12 protein-coding genes are annotated in these 16,534 nt (G+C 62.6%); 2 read left to right on the top strand and 10 right to left on the bottom strand.

Annotated elements, in window-relative coordinates:
• Positions 1-735 precede the first annotated feature (735 nt).
• The 10 genes from VMJ11_RS10295 to tssK all read right to left on the bottom strand — a co-directional run bounded on the left by VMJ11_RS10295 (position 736) and on the right by tssK (position 13,635).
• Positions 736-945, bottom strand: a complete 210-nt coding sequence (locus tag VMJ11_RS10295; protein ID WP_325619313.1) for a hypothetical protein — start codon at positions 943-945, stop codon at positions 736-738.
• A 342-nt stretch (positions 946-1,287) separates the two neighbouring features.
• Positions 1,288-1,611, bottom strand: coding sequence for a hypothetical protein (locus VMJ11_RS10290; protein ID WP_325619312.1), 324 nt, complete (start codon positions 1,609-1,611; stop codon positions 1,288-1,290).
• Positions 1,612-1,804: 193 nt separating this feature from the next.
• Complete coding sequence (locus tag VMJ11_RS10285; RefSeq protein ID WP_325619311.1) at positions 1,805-4,183, bottom strand: plasma-membrane proton-efflux P-type ATPase; 2,379 nt, start codon at positions 4,181-4,183, stop codon at positions 1,805-1,807.
• A gap of 748 nt (positions 4,184-4,931) precedes the next feature.
• Positions 4,932-5,408 (bottom strand): hypothetical protein, encoded by a 477-nt coding sequence (locus tag VMJ11_RS10280; RefSeq protein ID WP_325619310.1) that lies wholly within the window; start codon positions 5,406-5,408, stop codon positions 4,932-4,934.
• A 442-nt stretch (positions 5,409-5,850) separates the two neighbouring features.
• The gene (gene tssE / locus VMJ11_RS10275) at positions 5,851-6,282 is read right to left on the bottom strand and encodes a type VI secretion system baseplate subunit TssE (RefSeq protein ID WP_325619309.1); all 432 of its coding nucleotides are present in this window, start codon (positions 6,280-6,282) and stop codon (positions 5,851-5,853) included.
• A gap of 13 nt (positions 6,283-6,295) precedes the next feature.
• On the bottom strand, positions 6,296-9,046 hold the full coding sequence (gene tssH / locus VMJ11_RS10270; RefSeq protein ID WP_325619308.1) for a type VI secretion system ATPase TssH: 2,751 nt from the start codon (positions 9,044-9,046) through the stop codon (positions 6,296-6,298).
• Positions 9,047-9,212: 166 nt separating this feature from the next.
• On the bottom strand, positions 9,213-9,698 hold the full coding sequence (locus tag VMJ11_RS10265; RefSeq protein WP_325619307.1) for an Hcp family type VI secretion system effector: 486 nt from the start codon (positions 9,696-9,698) through the stop codon (positions 9,213-9,215).
• A gap of 93 nt (positions 9,699-9,791) precedes the next feature.
• Positions 9,792-11,549, bottom strand: a complete 1,758-nt coding sequence (locus tag VMJ11_RS10260; RefSeq protein WP_325619306.1) for an OmpA family protein — start codon at positions 11,547-11,549, stop codon at positions 9,792-9,794.
• On the bottom strand, positions 11,546-12,286 hold the full coding sequence (locus VMJ11_RS10255; protein WP_325619305.1) for a DotU family type IV/VI secretion system protein: 741 nt from the start codon (positions 12,284-12,286) through the stop codon (positions 11,546-11,548). The genes VMJ11_RS10260 and VMJ11_RS10255 overlap by 4 nt, the downstream gene beginning before the upstream one ends.
• Positions 12,283-13,635: a type VI secretion system baseplate subunit TssK gene (gene tssK / locus VMJ11_RS10250; RefSeq protein WP_325619304.1), complete on the bottom strand. Its 1,353-nt coding sequence runs from the start codon at positions 13,633-13,635 to the stop codon at positions 12,283-12,285. The genes VMJ11_RS10255 and tssK overlap by 4 nt, the downstream gene beginning before the upstream one ends.
• A gap of 544 nt (positions 13,636-14,179) precedes the next feature.
• Between tssK and tssB the strand changes: the two genes are divergently transcribed.
• Both tssB and tssC read left to right on the top strand, forming a co-directional pair.
• Entirely contained in the window at positions 14,180-14,692 is a 513-nt protein-coding gene (tssB, locus tag VMJ11_RS10245) for a type VI secretion system contractile sheath small subunit (protein ID WP_325619303.1), read from the top strand.
• 73 nt (positions 14,693-14,765) lie between these two features.
• A complete protein-coding gene (tssC, locus tag VMJ11_RS10240) occupies positions 14,766-16,298 on the top strand; it encodes a type VI secretion system contractile sheath large subunit (RefSeq protein ID WP_325619302.1) in 1,533 nt (510 codons plus the stop codon).
• The last annotated feature ends 236 nt before the right edge of the window (positions 16,299-16,534 follow it).

The following is a 16,534-nucleotide window of genomic DNA, read 5'->3' as shown; positions in this document are numbered from 1 at the left end:
TCTCACACTCAAACCCAATGGGCTTCAAGCGGCCTTCGTCCCAGTCGATCGCCGCATGGGAGGAGGGGCCAAACTCAACCCGGTTTCCGGCACTCGTCAACAATTAGACCAGTTGGCTCTGCGGCATTGACAACTACCCGACTGTCGGACCAGGCAACCGGATGCGTCCCCGGTTGCGACACCCAGTCCGCGATCGCAGGTCGGTCGTGATCGACGGTCGACTGAAAATCCTTGCACCCATTGCTGGAGTGGGCGCCCAGTGTCGATTGCGCGACGGCAAGATGCGAAGCGCACATCCAAACTGCAGCGAATAACGCGGACTGTGTACGCACGGTGCTCTCCTTGGGCGAATATCCAGGTTGGTGGCCATCCACCGGGGCGAGCAGGATCCTGCGGTTTCCGTCTTCGGCGCCGCATTGGCAAGCACCGCCGGAAGTGAACGAGCGGATCTGCATCTGCCGGTTGAAGGCACGTACGCCTAGCATGCTTTCAGCCTATGTGCCGAGTATGAAAGCAGGCTTAAAGGAGCGCGCATGTGGCCGCTTCCCGGGTTGCGAGTGGCTTTTCTCGTTCAATCCAGGCGAGGATCGTTAAAGCAACCTAAAGGTGTGAGGCCGCCTGCCACGTGCTACTGCGTTCACGCGCTGTGAGTTCAGCGCGCCGGGCGCAAAGACGGCGGGTATCGGTTCGCCGGTGCGCCCCGCCCGGACCGGGGTTCGCCGCGGCCTGTGTACGTCAGGCGGCGTCGATGCCGAGTCGCCGGAGCACCTCTTTCCCCGCCGCTGTCAGCCTGAGGCCGCGCTCGAAGGAGGCTTCCGATGCAACCTCGACCAGTTGCGCCTGCTGAAGCGCAATCGCGTCGGGATCGGTGCGGCTCACTTGGCCTGGTCCGCTGAGGAGGAGTAACAGGAGGGCGATCTCGTGATGGCTCAGGATCGATTTCATTGTGGCGACCGGTAGCCGATGGTCCGTGCCTGGAGCCGTTCGACTGCCTCGAACAGGCAAAGGGGCGGTGATGCCGGCCGGGCTGCGCGAATGATGCGCGGCGCGTCAGTGAGACCGGCGGAGAAATCGGGAAATTGGACCGCGAGACCCGGTGCGAAGTTTCAAGCGGAGCGGGGAAATAATCGGGACCCGACGCGTGGCGGGCCTGCCGTACACGCCCGGCACGAGAAGGCGGCGGCCCGCGGGCGGCCGAGGCGTTCGGCAAGCACAGGCCGCGTGCGGATCGCCGAGGTCCAGTATCGCCGGATCTGCCCGGACAGCATATCCGTGACTAAACGTGGCCTATGGCGAGCGCCAACGGAAGCGGTCGCCGTGCAGTTTCGAATCTCCGTCGGTTTCGAACGCTGGCTCATCGCGCGGAATGACGAGGAAGAATGACGCGCCTTGCTGTGCATCACCTGAGCGCCACGCAGCATGGGACAGCGGGTGTAGTGCAACTGGTGGCAGACCTCGTTTACTGGACAGCATCGGATTCCCACTTGACGAAGACAGGTTATCCCAGCCGCTGGCCGGGGAGGTCTCGTCGGCATGGCTCGGAGTAATGCTCCTGAACAGCGACAGCAACAGCAACAGCAACAGCAACAAGGGGAAAACGGCGCGTCTCATACCGCGACCTCTTACCTTCGAGCTGGGGACGAGCTTGCCCCCATACGATCGCGCTCTTGTGCGATCACCGAATCGTGCCTGTATTTTAGGTCACGAATTGGCAGATGTATTGGCTGTCACGGGCCAGGAGTAAGGCGAGTGTGTCTTCAAATCGGGGTATCCGTACGCCATGTCGAAGACCTGCGACCATCATTTACACGCCGCTGAGCTTGAAACGGCGAAACACGACACTCTTGGTTTGGTCGAGAACGAGAGCGAACAAGGCGACGGCGCAGATCAAGGCTCCGACGAGCTCCAGTGGGATAGCTGCCATCAGCGTTCCGGTTACGGCCATCAAACTCACCAGAACGACGTCGATGGCGCTGGCCCACGCCATGAGATTCCCCGGAGCGAACGCCCACATTCGCCCGTCGTTGCGGAGCACGTAGATATTGGCCTGCGTCGTGAATACCAGCAGCAGGAACACCATTGTCTGCATCTGCTCGGCACTTAGCCCAAACTGTGCGCGCGCTCCGCCATACAGCGATAGCGTGAACGCAAGCGAAACTGCTGCGAGCACGGCCGCGGCGCCGACAAGCTGCCTGACTCGCCAACGTTGTGGCTGGGCTGCCGGTCGAACGCGGTCGGCTGCGATGCTCATCGTAACGAAGTCATTGGCGAACAGCAGCAGCACGATCAGCCGCGGCGAGATCACAAAGCCTTTGGTGAGCCAGAGACCGATGGTGAGGAAAACGACGATCTCAAGGGTCTTGACTATTTTGTTGAGAATATACGTGAGCATGCGCCGGTGCACTTCTCGCCCCGTACCGACCACGGTCAGGACACCGCTCAGGCCTGGATCGGTCAGAACAATGCCCGCTGCGGCCTTGGCCACATCCGTAGCACTGGCTACGGCGATCCCGAGTTCCGCCTGTCGCAGCGCGGGCGCGTCATTGACGCCGTCGCCCGTCATCCCCGTGACGTGTCCTGCCCGTTGCAGCGCGCTGACGATGGCATGCTTCTCTTCAGGCAGGACGCGAGCGAAGATGTCGCATTTTTCGGGTCGTCGTAGGTCGTCTTCGCGCGGAACGCAGATACGCGTGCCCAGCCCAAGTCGTTTTCCGATTGCCCGCGCTGTCTCCAGCGCGTCTCCGGTGGCCATGCAGACTCTCACGCCAAGCTGGCCGAGTTTTGCGATGAGTTCGGCAGCATCGTCCCGAGGCGGATCGGAAAGGCCGACCAGGCCGACTGGTCGGATCGCGCCCACTGGACCCGCAGCAACCGCGAGCACGCGCGCGCCTCCAGCGGCCAACTCCCTCCCGGTGTCTTGCGCGGCCTGGCGCTGCGCAGCGTCGGCACCGCAATGTTCGAATACTGCGCTGGTCGCGCCTTTCAGAGCATGCCACTCCTCTCCATCGACGACATAGATGCCTTCGCTGAACCGGGTTGCCGGATCGAAGGGCCGAAAATGCGCGCGCGCGGGCAGAAGGGCAGCCTGCGCACCTCTGCGATAAGCGGAAAGGATCGCAAGGTCGAGCGGATCCTGCGATGCGTCGTCGCTGGCCATCGCTGCAGCGCGCAAGACGGTGCCCTCGTCGATGTCCGCCAATGCCTTGATCCCGGCGACAGACAGCGTGTTCTGCGTCAATGTACCGGTCTTGTCGGACAGAAGGGTGTCCATTGCTGCGGCTTCCTCTACCGCAGGCAGCCTTGTGACAAGAACCCCCTGTTTTGAAAGGCGTGTGCTCGCGATAGCCGTGGCCAAAGTGTAGGTCGCCGGCAAGGCGACCGGAACAGACGCGACGAGCAGCAACAACGCAAACACCACGGTATCGCCCAGTGGCAGGTCATGTGTCGCGGCGTAAAGGATGACCAGTACCACGAGCACGAGGTCAAATGCGACGAGGCGTTTGACGATCGAGAAAATCGTGCGTTGCATATGGCTGGGCGCGCTGGACGTACGCACGAGTTCCGCAGTCAGGCCGAAATAGGTTCGCGAGCCGGTGGCAATTACTTCGCCGCTGGCTTCGCCCTGATGGACGATCGACCCGGTGTACGCGGGCTGTCCAGGGCCCGCATCGACGGCGAGAGACTCGCCGGTCAATGCCGACTGATCCAGCGTCACTGCTCCATCGAACAAAACGAGATCCGCCGGGACGATGTCGCCTGCTCGCACGTGCACCACATCTCCCGGAACCAGTTGCGCGGCAGGAAGACGGCTCCAGTGCGCATCGCGCAGCACGCGCGCGTTGACCTGCAATTGCCGTCGCAGCAAAGTCAAGGCGTCCTGCGCGCGCCGCTCCTGTATGAAGGCAACAAGGGCATTAAAGGCGAGCAAAAACAGGATGACCAGCGCCTCCTGGCCGCGATGAAGCATCACCTGGAGCACTATCACCGCTTCCAGCATCCATGGCACGGGTCCCCAGAGCTTGCCGAGAAGCTGGCGCCATCGCGGTGTGCGAACCTCTTCGATAGCATTGACGCCGAATGATTGCAGGCGACGTTGCGCCTCGGCCGACGCAAGTCCTGTCGCGCGGTCTGTGGTCGGCAGTGCTTTTGCGGCGTCAGCGGGAGGTTTGGCTGCGAGTGTCATCGTGAGGCGTGGTCTGCGATGGTTGGGGTGCGCGCTGCCTAGATCGGGCGCGACATGCGCCGAGCACCCTCCAAGCATATCGCGACGCCAGGCATAACGGCGCTTCGGAGGCGGTCGTGGGTTTCAGCCGTTAGGGGGGAGCCAACACTGCAACCAAGTGCCTTCGGCTGCGAAACAGGAGGAAGCAGCCGCCGGTCCAGCAGCGAAGGGGCTCGTCGACGCTCAATGGCCGCGCTCGGGCCGCAATGTAGTTGCGGATTCAAACGTCGTTTGCAACATATCGACGAACGACTCCTCATGGACGCCACCGGCAGTTCGGCGTCTGACTGTCGGCAAGCAAACGGGCCACCCCCGACCGCTTCGAACGGGTGCGGGCCGATACTGCCGCGATGACGGTGCCCAACGGAGCCAGGCCGGTTGTCTGGTGGCGTGGTGACACAATTAATGTCGCAACGGTGACGCTTTTAATACGGTCTACGCCAACCCAGGGCATTAGCGCGACAGAACCTACGGAAAAGGCTTCGGTGGTATGGGTGCAGGGGAAACCGGGAACGAGAATGGGACGGCGCCTACGCCATCGGCCTTCGGCAACGGCGCGGAATGCGACGAGACCACGCCGCAGGAGGCGGAAGAGCCTGGAAGAAAGACAAAGAAGAGGAAAAGCCGGATGAGGGTGAAGAAATTAAGGAATACTGATTTTATCAGAGACGCCGTTTCGCCGCTTCGTGCCAGTGTGTCCCTTCAGCAGTCAGACGGTCAGCCCGGACGATGACCGGCGTGATGAAGAGCACGCGCTGCCTGGGCAGACCGGGTCCGGGTGTTGGCGGCCGTAGTTGACGCAACGGCAGTGTCGGTTGTGGATTTCAGTCCGGGCAACGGCAGAAGGCTTGATCGATGCACCGGGCGAGGCTGCCTTGCGACGTGCGGAACGGGAAACCTCGTGCTTTTTAACGAGGGCCGCGATTGGATCTTCTTCCTGGACTGTATTACGGTCATGCATTCTGGCACGCAGCTTTGTTGAAGCGGTCTTCGATCGAATGTGGCTGCAGCGGGTGGCGGTGTTTTTGCACATATAGGCCGGGGTGTGATGGCTGGACCTTGCGGCTCTTTCCCTCTCCAGTGCCTGGGGGCTCAGGACTTCTTCCCTGTATGCAGCATGGGCACCGCTGGCCAGCATCGCAAGCAGGCCCAGAATGATTCCGGTCGTGATGTAACGCTGCTTCATTTTCTTCGTCCTGCTGTTGGCTTCGCCAGTGGGCGAAGCGCAGTTCATCTCTCGCCCCTGGCACGGGGTGCCTGATCTGGCTGAACGTTTGCGGGCCGGCAACGGTGCTCAGTGGGCGTTGTCGGATTTCAGACGGTCGGCCCGGACGATCACCGGCATGATGAAGATCACGCGTGACCGGGAGCGGCCGGGTCCATGATGTTGCGGGCGGAAATGGTCCCTACGCCAGTGCACGCGTACCGCATGTCCGGCTCCATCGCCACTCATTCCGCCTGGAGTTTCACCAGGCACGGCAGGCCCCACTATGATTTGCCGTGTGGTGCCATGGCTTCTTCCTGTTTTCACTGTTGCTGGCTCAACCATTTTTCGCAATATGCTGCGCAAACGTTCGCGGTGTTAGTCGCCAGCGCGACGGGCATCAGCCTTCGCGAATTGCGATTGGTTACCGGTTGCGCTCAGGATTCGTGAGCCGCTCGACACGCATGCGTGCGGGCGGCTCGAAATAGGTTCCGAATCTCACCAGCCCTGCTTTTTTCAGGGTGCAGACCATTGTGAAGCTCACGAGCAACCCCGGATCCGGATTCTCGTTGATCTCGATTTCGACGGAACGCAGACGGGGTTCAAACTTGAGCAGCACACTCTCCATCTGGTTGCGCAGGTCATTTACCGAGGCGGGCAGGTTCCGGTAGACATTGGTCAGATCCGGCAATCCGTAGTCGGGCACGTGTTTGAGGGCGCCGGCCCGTGTATTCAGGATCCGCCTGATGTTTGCCTGGACGCTCAGGATTTCGAGTGTCCTGTCATTGTGATTTTCGAGCGGCTCGCCATCGATATGGCCAAGCAGCATGTCATACAGGGATGGTCCGGCAGGCATGGCGTTGCTCTCCTCAGACGACCGGTGCTGCCGACGCAACGGTTTCGGGTTGACCATGATCGACAAAATCGATCGTCAGGTTGCCTTCGGCCGAACTGGACAGCGTGATCTTTGCCGGTGCTGTACCGTTGGCCATACGCGTCAGCAGTTCTTGCGAGACTGCCGGGAGAATGCGCTGGTTGAGGAACGCGTCGACGTTACGTGCGCCAGATTCCCGAGCGAGGCACAGTTCTGCCATTGCGGCGATCAACGAGTCATCGCAGACCAGTTCGACATCATGCTGCCGGCGCAGGCGTTCGGCAACTTTCGCCAGTTTCATGCGAACGATCGCAGCAAGCGCGGCCACATCGAGCGGCCGGTACACCAGTGTCTGGAAACGGGCGAGCAGGGCCGGCTGGAAGTGCGCGACGAGCTGCGGATGGATCGCTTCGAGCAGCGCCGCCTGCGCGATATCCGGGCTGTCGGTTGTGACCTCGTCGATCGTCGCACTGCCGAGGTTGGACGTCATCAGGATCACGCAGTTGCGGAAATTGATCTCACGGCCTTCGCCGTCGCGCATCGTGCCGCGATCAAACACCTGATAGAAGATATCCAGCACGTCGCGGTGCGCCTTTTCCACCTCGTCGAGCAGTACGACGCTGTACGGGCGCTGTCGCACGGCTTCGGTCAGGATGCCGCCCCGGCCATAACCCACATAGCCCGGGGGCGACCCCTTGAGCTGGGAAACCGTGTGCGATTCCTGGTACTCCGACATGTTGATCGTCGTGAGCGCGGCTTCGCCGCCGAAGAGCAGGTCGGCCAGTGCAAGTGCGGTTTCCGTCTTGCCGACTCCTGAAGGCCCCGCGAGCAGGAACACGCCGAGCGGCGCGTGCTCGCTCTTCAGCCCTGCCTTCGCGGTGCGCAGACTTTCCGCAAGCGCGGCCAGCGCCTCGTCCTGCGCAACCACGCGTTTCGCCAGTTCGGTCTCGAGCGAGAGCAGTCCCTGCAGTTCGTCCTCGAGCAGGTTGCCCACCGGCACGCCGGTCCATTCAGCCACCACGCGCGCGATGGCCTGGGCGTCCACATCCGCGAAGATCAGCGGCGTCTTTCCCTGCGCGTGCGCGAGCGCTTCACGTGTCTTCGCCAGTGAGGTGTCGTCGCCGGGTGCCCTGGTGTCGCGTTGCTGGAGCAGGGCCTCCACAAGGGCGAGTTCCTGTCCGTATCGTTGCTGCAGCGTCTCCAGCTGGGTCTGCGCTTCGGTGAGCGTGGTATCGAGCGCCGCGCGACGGCCTTCCGCATCCGCGATACCGGCACGCGCATCGTCCTCGACCGTGGTGAGTTCCAGCTCAATCGCCGCGACCGCGGCGCGGGCGCGCTGCAGTTCCGCCGGTGGCGATTCGAGACCCATGCGCACGCGCGCGGCCGCCGTGTCGATCAGGTCGACAGCCTTGTCCGGCAGTTGCCGTGCCGGGATATAGCGGCGCGAGAGCCTGACCGCGGCCACCAGTGCCTCATCGCGGATGTGCACGTTGTGGTACTTCGCATAGCGGTCCTTGAGACCCCGCAGCATCAGGCAGGCGGCCGCATCGTCGGGCTCGTCGACCCTGATCATCTGGAAGCGGCGCTCAAGCGCGGCATCGCGCTCGAAGTATTCCTTGTATTCCGCCCAGGTGGTCGCGGCGATCGTGCGCAGCTCGCCGCGCGCGAGCGCGGGCTTGAGCAGGTTGGCCGCGTCGGCGCCACCTGCCGCATTGCCCGCGCCGATCAGCGCGTGGGCTTCGTCAATGAACAGCAGGATTGCCACGCTCGATGCCTGCACCTCATCGATCACATTCTTCAGGCGCTGCTCGAATTCGCCCTTCACGCCAGCGCCCGCCTGCAGCAGCCCCAGATCGAGCGTGAGGATACGCACGTCGCGGATCACGTTCGGCACCGTGCCCGTGGCCACGCGCAGCGCGAGACCCTCCACGAGCGCGGTCTTGCCCACGCCCGGCTCGCCGACGAGAATCGGATTGTTCTTGCGTCGGCGTGCGAGTACGTCGACCATCTGCTGGATTTCGCGATCGCGGCCGAACACGGGATCGATCTTGCCTTCACGCGCTTTCGCCGTGATGTCGATCGCGAAACGGGCGAGGGCGTCGCCTTCCACGCTCCGTTTGACTGCCTGCGTCGCCTGCCCCGTCGTTTTCCCGTCAGGCGCGCGATCAACGGCAGTTGTGCCTGTTGCCGCGCCCGTTGCAGCGTCGGCGGATTCCGGCAGTGTTTCCGGCTCTTCCTGCGGGTGCTCGCAGGTTCGCAGCCCGAGGCGCGCGAGCAGGCGCGGGATCTGTGCGCTGCTGATGGACAGCAGTGGCCACGCGTTGTTCGCACGAAGCACATGCGGCGCCTCGATGATGGCCTGCAGGACATGGCCCGAACGGATCACCGGATCGCCGGTCGTGTCGCCCGTCGACGCATACATCCAGGCGTCCTGGAGAACCGCGGCCAGTTGCGGCGAGAGGCTGGGGCGGCCACGCAGGTTGCGGGGCGTGTGTTCGATGGCCCTGAGCAGCGCATCCCAGACCGCGTCGACGTTCAGGTCGTAGTGGCTCATGATGGCCGGAATGTCTCCATCACCGGCCTCGATGAGCTTGAGCAGCCAGTGCTCGACCGTGATCTCGTCCGAGAGGCGTCCCTGGCACAGGCTCGCCGCGGCTTCAAGCGTACTGGCACAGTGGGGGTTGAGCCGCTGGAGGAGCTGGCCCGTGTCACGGGAGCGGAGGTTTCGGTCGTTGGGCACGGTCATGGTCGGGCTGTTCGCACGTCTGGAGAGAGGGGGCGGGCGGCTGGAAGCGGCCCGCCCCCGGCAAGAAAAAGGCCTGTCCGCACAGGCGGACTGGCAAAGGAAGGCCAGTCAATCCGGAAGAGGAACCCACCGGGGAGGGTGGGCCGGCCTCCACCACACGCGGTAATCAGGAACGCTCGTTCCAGGTGTCCTTGTGGATGATGTTGCCATCCTTGTACGACCAGGTGATCGTCTCGTAGCGCAGCTCGATTTCCTCGAGGTGGTTGTGCTTCTCGAACTCGGGGATCTTGATGTCGAGCATCTTCGGACGCACCGCGACGATCTTCACGTTCTCGAGCTTCGTGTTGAAGTATTCCTTTTCCTTGCCCGCGTCGTCGATCTTGTACCACTTGATCTCGGCCGACTTCAATGTCTGGCCGCTCGTCACGGCCTTGTACAGATAGGGCGTCGAGGCGTCGGTTTCCTTGATCAGCGTGATCGGTGCGTGTACACGTGTACCGGTAAGCTTGCCCGTATTGCCGTCGGTCGGAATATGCAGGCTGTGATCGAACGAGGTGATCTCGATGCTGCCTTCGCGGCCCTGGACGGTGACCGAGCCCTTGATGTCCGCACCACCATCGTCCTTGAGCCACATGTATGACGGAATTGCCATTTACCACTCCCTTCTTCTTGCAGCGACACTCGCCCGGAGTCAGTCCCCGGGCGACACAATCCCGAAGCCGGGGCTTCGGGGACCTGAAACGTGTTATCCGGGCTGGCCATCCTTGAGGGGCGTCTGCGGCGCGACATCCGGCACAAGCGTGATCTCCACGCGCCGGTTTCTTGCGCGTCCGGCGTCGGTATCGTTACCCGCGATGGGGCGCGTGTCGCCGTAGCCCTGAATGGCGAACTGCGTGGCAGGAATGCCGGACGCGTCAACGAGCCAGTCGCGCACGGCCTCGGCGCGCGCGATGGACAGCGCCAGGTTGCTGTCGGGGGCGCCCACGTTGTCGGTGTAGCCCGCGACGAGAATCCGCTTGTCGGGATGGGCCCTGATCATTTCGAGCGCGCTCACCATGACCCGTGTCGAGCCGTCCTTGAGCCGGGCGCGGCCGCTGTCGAACAGCGACATGCTGTCGAGCGTCACCACCGCGGGCGGTGGGGGTGGCGGCTGGTACGAGGCGATCGCATTGTTCAGTGGCGGGATCAATCTGCTGCCGCGGTACATGCCGAACGACAGCGGAAGAGGAACACCGTTGCGCGCGTACCGCTCAAGCTCATCGCGATCGGCAACGAGCACCTTCAACGCATCGTGTCGTGCTGCATCGTGGTCAGGCCGGATCATCGAATAGCGGCCAAGATCGGCTTCGATGCGATCGAGCAGTCTCTGGTTGTGGCGGGCCGAAAAAAAGAATGCGACGGCGCCAGCGCACGCGAGCAACGCCACGCCATGAGCGAATGCAAGAAGGCGCGGCGACATCCAGAATCGCTGGGGCACAGCCTGCACCAGTGGCTGGGGAAGCGGCCACGGCTTCGGTGAGGCACTGGCCGCCGCCCGGTCGACGCGGGTCCACATCCGCGCATCGCGTTCCCACGGATTGCCCGGACCGCCTTGCGGCCCGCAGTCGATCCAGCCGGCACCGAACAGCGCCCAGGGACGGGCGGGTTGCTGCCGGTCGGTGAGTGCGTGGAAGACAACACGCTGCGTCCAGCCTGCGACCGACGAGAGCGCGGCGGCCCGCGCAGCCGATATACGGCTATCTTCGGCAGTGCGGCCAACCTCATCTTCCGCCGCGCGGATGACCGCCTCGATACGCTGTGAGTCGACCAGACGCGTGGCTGACGAAACGCCGTACCACTGCGGGACCGACAGATCCGCCGGAGCAGCGGTGAGCCGCTGATAGACAGCAACGTACCCGGGAAGGGGCCGGGAGCCCAGTCGCCCGGCGGCATCGGCCACGGCCTGCCGCGCGAGGCGCAACGACTGGATGAGCACGTCGGCATCGGCATACCGGGCCGGTACGACCGACAGCATGACGGCGTCCGGTGCCCGGCCATCGCGCCATTGCTTCACGGCGACAGCGAGGCGCGGGACATCCTGCACCCGGTCCATACGCAGCCAGATCGCGCCATCGCCAACATAGACGAAGCGCCCCTCCCCGTCCCGGTTGAACAGCGCGGGCAGTTCGTCACCCATCACCAGCACGAGCGGCATGCGTGTGCGCAGCCCGACCGGGATATCGGCCGTTGCTTCTCCGAGTTCGGCAAGCACGTCGGCACCCTGGCTGCGTGACACGGAAAGCCGGCTCGTACGCCAGACCACGAGCAGCGCAGCAACGGTGACGGATGTACCCGTGAGCACCCAGGCCATGCCGGTGCCCGGCTGCGCCACGAGCCAGATCACCACGAGCGCGAGTACGCAGGCCATTACGACCATCAGCCGGAACGGGTAGCCCAGTCCTTCATGGCGGGTCGACCGCACGCGGGCTGGCCCGGAATCCAGCACAGGCAGATCGGATTTCACGGCTGGCCGGCCTTCGCGGGTGCAAGGGGTGCAATATGGGCAATCCGGGTATCGAGTGCCACACGGCCCGCGCTCCAGACGATCGCGGCAACGATGCACACCAGCCCCGCCACGGCCCACGGCGAAAGCCGGTAGAACCAGTCGGACAGCCTGCGTCCGGCCTGGTCCGTGACGAACGGCTGCCCTGCCGCTGGACGAAGTTTGTCCAGACGTGCATTGAGCGCTGAAAGCAGGGCGGCGCGCTGGGGCTCGCCATCGCGTGCATAACGACCCTTGAACCCGATGCCAAGGATGGCGGCATGGCATTCGAGCAGGTCGACATTGGCCGGCGTTTCACGCAGGCGCGCCTCGATACAGGCAATCACCTGCTCGCCGGCGTCGTGTATCTGGAACCGTTCGACCTGCAGCGGATTCAGTTCCCAGCTGGAGCGGCTGTCAGCCGGCAGATGGCCCAGCGCCGTTTCATCCAGCAGGCCGCACTGGGCAACCATGGCTTCCCGACGCACGTCGGCAGGATAGCCGCGCCGCGTGAGCGCGTCCGAGAAGGTGGTGATGATCTGGCGGCAGCGTTCGCGAAACGCATTCGCATCCGGCACCGTCCCGCCCTCGCTGAGCGAGGTGACGAGCAGGGCCGTGTCGCGCAGCAGATCCCGGATACCACTGCCAACGGGGCGATCGTCTTCGTGCAGGACATGCGTAGCGGCAGGCTGGCTGCGCGGGGGGGCGAGAGTCGTCATGTGCGCAGCACCGCGTAGAGTTCAAGCGAGGCGTCGGGTATCGACGCCGGGAGATAGATCTGGCACGCGCGAGCCGCGAGCATTCTGGCGTGCGCTTCAGTGGTGGCGTCCAGCGCGAAATACTGGTTGTCGAGACGCACCGGAATGGCACCGGGTACGCGCTGCACAGCCTTCAGCGGAATACCCGGGAGTGCAGAATTGACGATGAGTTCGACATCGTCCGGCGAGCCGATCTTGCACAGCCGCGGGAACAGCTCGACGAGTTCGAACGCTGGCGAAGCCGAGTTGACCGACACATACCAGTCCACCGTTCCCCTGATGATGCGTTCGTCCAGAAACTGCCCTGTCCAGGTTGTCGGGCTCCTGCGTGTCAGTCCGATCGAGACCACACGCGACGGAATGATGGCGTCCAGCAGCTCGCGGATCGTTGCTTCGAGTTTGCCGAAGACCTCATCGGCGCGGGCATGGTCGTATGGCGGGATATCCGTGAGCTGCGCGAGCGTTGAAAACGTCATCAGCGCACTGGCGAGCTGGGCGAGCGTGACGTACAGCTGCTCGGGCGGCCGCGCAGGATGGGACGCATAGAGCCGCAGTTGCGGCCACGCCGCATGAATGCAGTGCAGCAGCCAGAACAGCTGCACATCGGCAACGCCATATTCCGCGACCTGTTCGAGTCGTTCGCTGCGACGCGAGCCGAGCGCCAGGCTCTTTGCGTGCAGGATGTCGGCGATGCGGTTGATCCGTTCACCATGCAGCGGGTGTGCGCCCAGCGTCAGGCATGGCGGCACGAAGCGGTGATCGACCTGGAACTGGCCGTTCGTCGCGCGCGTGAGCCGTGCGATGGCGCAGACGGTGTCATCGGCGTGCGGCTCGAAATCGAAGAGCAGGCGGATCGCGTGACGCTCGGCCGCAATCTCGGCTTCGTGCGCGCCGTTCAGGTCCGTGACTTTCGTGAATTCCCGGTATGAGCGCCTCGGCCGCGCGAGTGTGACCTCATCGAAGCGGCAGTTGTTGCCGTTGGCATCCAGCAGCGCAAGCGCGGCGAACACGACAACGCTCTGGCGGTCGGCGGGAATGCTCTGGTTCAGATCCCGCGCGCCGGGCAGCGCATCAGCCACCGTCGTGTCGAATGGCGTGCCGTCCGGGAAACGACCCTTGAGGCGGGTGAGCTTCAGCCGCCCGGTTGCCAGCGCTTCCTCGTCGGTTTCGGCGGAGAGGATTCCCCACGGGTCCGCAAAAGCCGCGGAGACGAACTGCTGCAGGGCGAATTCCGTCCACCGGTCCTGTTGCTGGAAATGCTGCTGCGTGAGGATGAGGCCGTCGTGCCAGAGGGGTTTGTCTATTCGCATGTGTGTGGTCGCCAGCGCATTTTTTTACTGTTATCAGTCGTCTGATTTTAAGCGCGACATCGGCGGAATGTATACCCCATGCATGGATGATTTCATGCGGAAAATATGCCAATTAAAAATTAACAAATATGAGATTTATTCAATTCGCATGATTCGTGAAATTTATAAGTATATCTAATATATTTTTGATGACAATCAAGAAAACTCCTGTGGACATGCAGCTTTCGTTGCGAAGTACTGTGGCGATTGATGGCGTGTTGGATATCAGAAAATTTCAGATTCCGTGTAGTCTGAATCCCTGTCCTGTTAATGTGTGTCAGATTTTTCATTACGTCGCCAATTCCTTTTGACATCCGGAAAACAATCCGTTCCAATAGGCTGCGGGTAAACCAAGCCGCATGAATGGAGACCACACAATGGGGCGTAGCCAGCATGACTTTGTCGTCAAGGTTGTGAAGGATGATCGCGCGGGTGCGATGACAGACACCCTGTCGCTGCGGGAAAATTCAGCGGGAATCTCGGATATTTTTAATAAGGAGTCCTGATGGACAGTTTCCAGCGAGAAATTCCTAAATCGCGTGTCTCAATTACATTGGACCTGCACACCGGCGGCGCACAGAAGAAAGTTGAACTGCCGCTCAAGCTGCTCGTCGCCGGCGATTTCAGCGCGGGCCGCGAGCAGGCACCACTGGCCGAGCGCAGGAAGGTCAATATCGACAGGAACAACTTCGATTCGGTGCTCGCCGACTACGCGCCGGACCTGAAGTTCGCGGCAGAAAACACGCTGGCCGCCGACGGCACGGAACTGCCGGTCAACCTGTCGTTCCGTTCGATGAAGGACTTCGAACCGGAGCAGGTGGCCCGCCAGATTCCCGAGCTTCAGGCACTGCTGGCGATGCGCAACCTGCTGCGCGACCTGAAATCGAACCTGCTCGATAACAGCACGTTCCGTCGTGAGTTCGAGAAGATTCTGAAGGATAAACGTCTGACTGACAGGCTGCGCGGCGAACTGGCACAACTGGCGACGGCGGCCACGCAGCCGGAAGGCCATGCCTGAACGGTCGCGACCCAAGCAGGCATTCACTGCATTTCGCAACCAGGCAGTGCTACAGAACCAGACAGGACACCCAATGAATCAGAACGAATCGCAGCAAGGCACCACGCAGACCGTTGTGCTGGAGCATGACAGCGTGTACGAATCGCTGTGCAACAAGATCAACCTGAAGCCCGTCGCCGAAGCGCGCCCGCTCGAGGCGTTCCGTGACAGCGACACGCTTTCTGAAGCCTCCGCCGATGAGCGCATAGCGCGTGGCATGGGCGCCTTTCTCGAACTCGTCGCAAAGTCGAGCCAGCCGGTCGACCGTCTCGACAAGTCGCTGCTCGATTTCCATATCGGCCAGCTCGACCGCCAGATCAGCCGTCAGCTCGACGCGGTGATGCACTCGCCGGAATTCCAGGCGCTCGAAGGACGCTGGCGCGGCCTCAAGATGCTCGTCTCGCGCACGGACTTCCGCCGCAACGCACGCGTCGAAGTGCTCGACGTGTCGAAGGAAGCGCTGCAGCGCGACTTCGAGGACACGCCGGAGCTGATCCAGAGCGGCCTGTATCGCCTCACGTACATCGAGGAATACGACACGCCGGGTGGCCAGCCGATCAGCGCCATGATCAGCGATTTCGAGTTCGAGAACTCACCGATGGACATCGCGCTGCTGCGCAACATCTCGAAGGTGGCGGCTGCCGCGCACATGCCGTTTATCGGCTCGGTGGGCGCCGCGTTCTTCGGCAAGAAGTCGATGGAGGAAGTGGCCGCGATCCAGGATATCGGCAACTACTTCGACCGCGCCGAATACATCAAGTGGAAGAGCTTCCGCGACACCGACGACGCGCGCTATGTGGGTCTGACGATGCCGCGCGTGCTGGGGCGTCTGCCGTATGGCAGGGACACGGTGCCGGTGCGGGCGTTCAACTATGAAGAGGCCGTCAAGGGCCCGGACCACGACCGGTATCTGTGGGTCAATGCGTCGTTCGCGTTCGCGGCCAACATGAGCCGCAGCTTCGTGAATAACGGGTGGTGTGTCCAGATTCGGGGACCCCAGGCGGGTGGCAAGGTCGATGACCTGCCGCTGCATCTGTACGATCTGGGCACGGGTGTTCAGGCGAAGATCCCGACCGAGGTGCTGATTCCCGAGACGCGCGAGTTCGACTTCGCGAACCTGGGCTTCATCCCGCTGTCATTCTACAAGAACCACGACTTCGCGTGTTTCTTCTCGGCAAACTCGACGCAGAAGCCCGCGCTGTACGAGACGAAGGAAGCGACGGCCAACAGCCGCATCAACGCGCGCCTGCCGTACATCTTCCTGCTCTCGCGCATCGCGCACTACCTGAAGCTGATCCAGCGTGAAAACATCGGCACCACCAAGGACCGCCGCGTGCTTGAGCTTGAACTGAACAACTGGATCAAGGGTCTCGTGACCGAGATGAAGGATCCGGGCGACGAGCTTCAGGCCTCGCACCCGCTGCGCGAGGCGAATGTGACGGTCGAGGACATCGAGGACAATCCAGGCTTCTTCCGCATCAAGCTGTACGTGATTCCGCACTTCCAGGTCGAGGGCATGGACATCGGGCTGTCGCTCGTGTCGCAGATGCCGAAGGCCAAGAGCTGATCAGGCAACTGATCTGAAGTGAGCTGTAGCAGTCGGCGGAGCGTCTACGGACGTTCCGCCGACATTTGCTGCATTGCTGCTGTTTATTCGTATCCTGACCTCCTCTTCTCGTATCGTGCAAGGGCGATACCACGCGCGTACCTGAACCGACATCTCATACCCTTGCTTTGCCGGAAGGCAGGTATTCCTTGTGCGGATGCTCGCGGACAGATCAGCAGCCACAGGGCACGCTCGAC

It is taken from the genome of Paraburkholderia sp., assembly GCF_035501035.1.
Taxonomy (GTDB): domain Bacteria; phylum Pseudomonadota; class Gammaproteobacteria; order Burkholderiales; family Burkholderiaceae; genus Paraburkholderia.
Note: the sequence above shows the minus strand (reverse complement) of the source record. Positions and strands in the feature narration are given on the sequence as shown.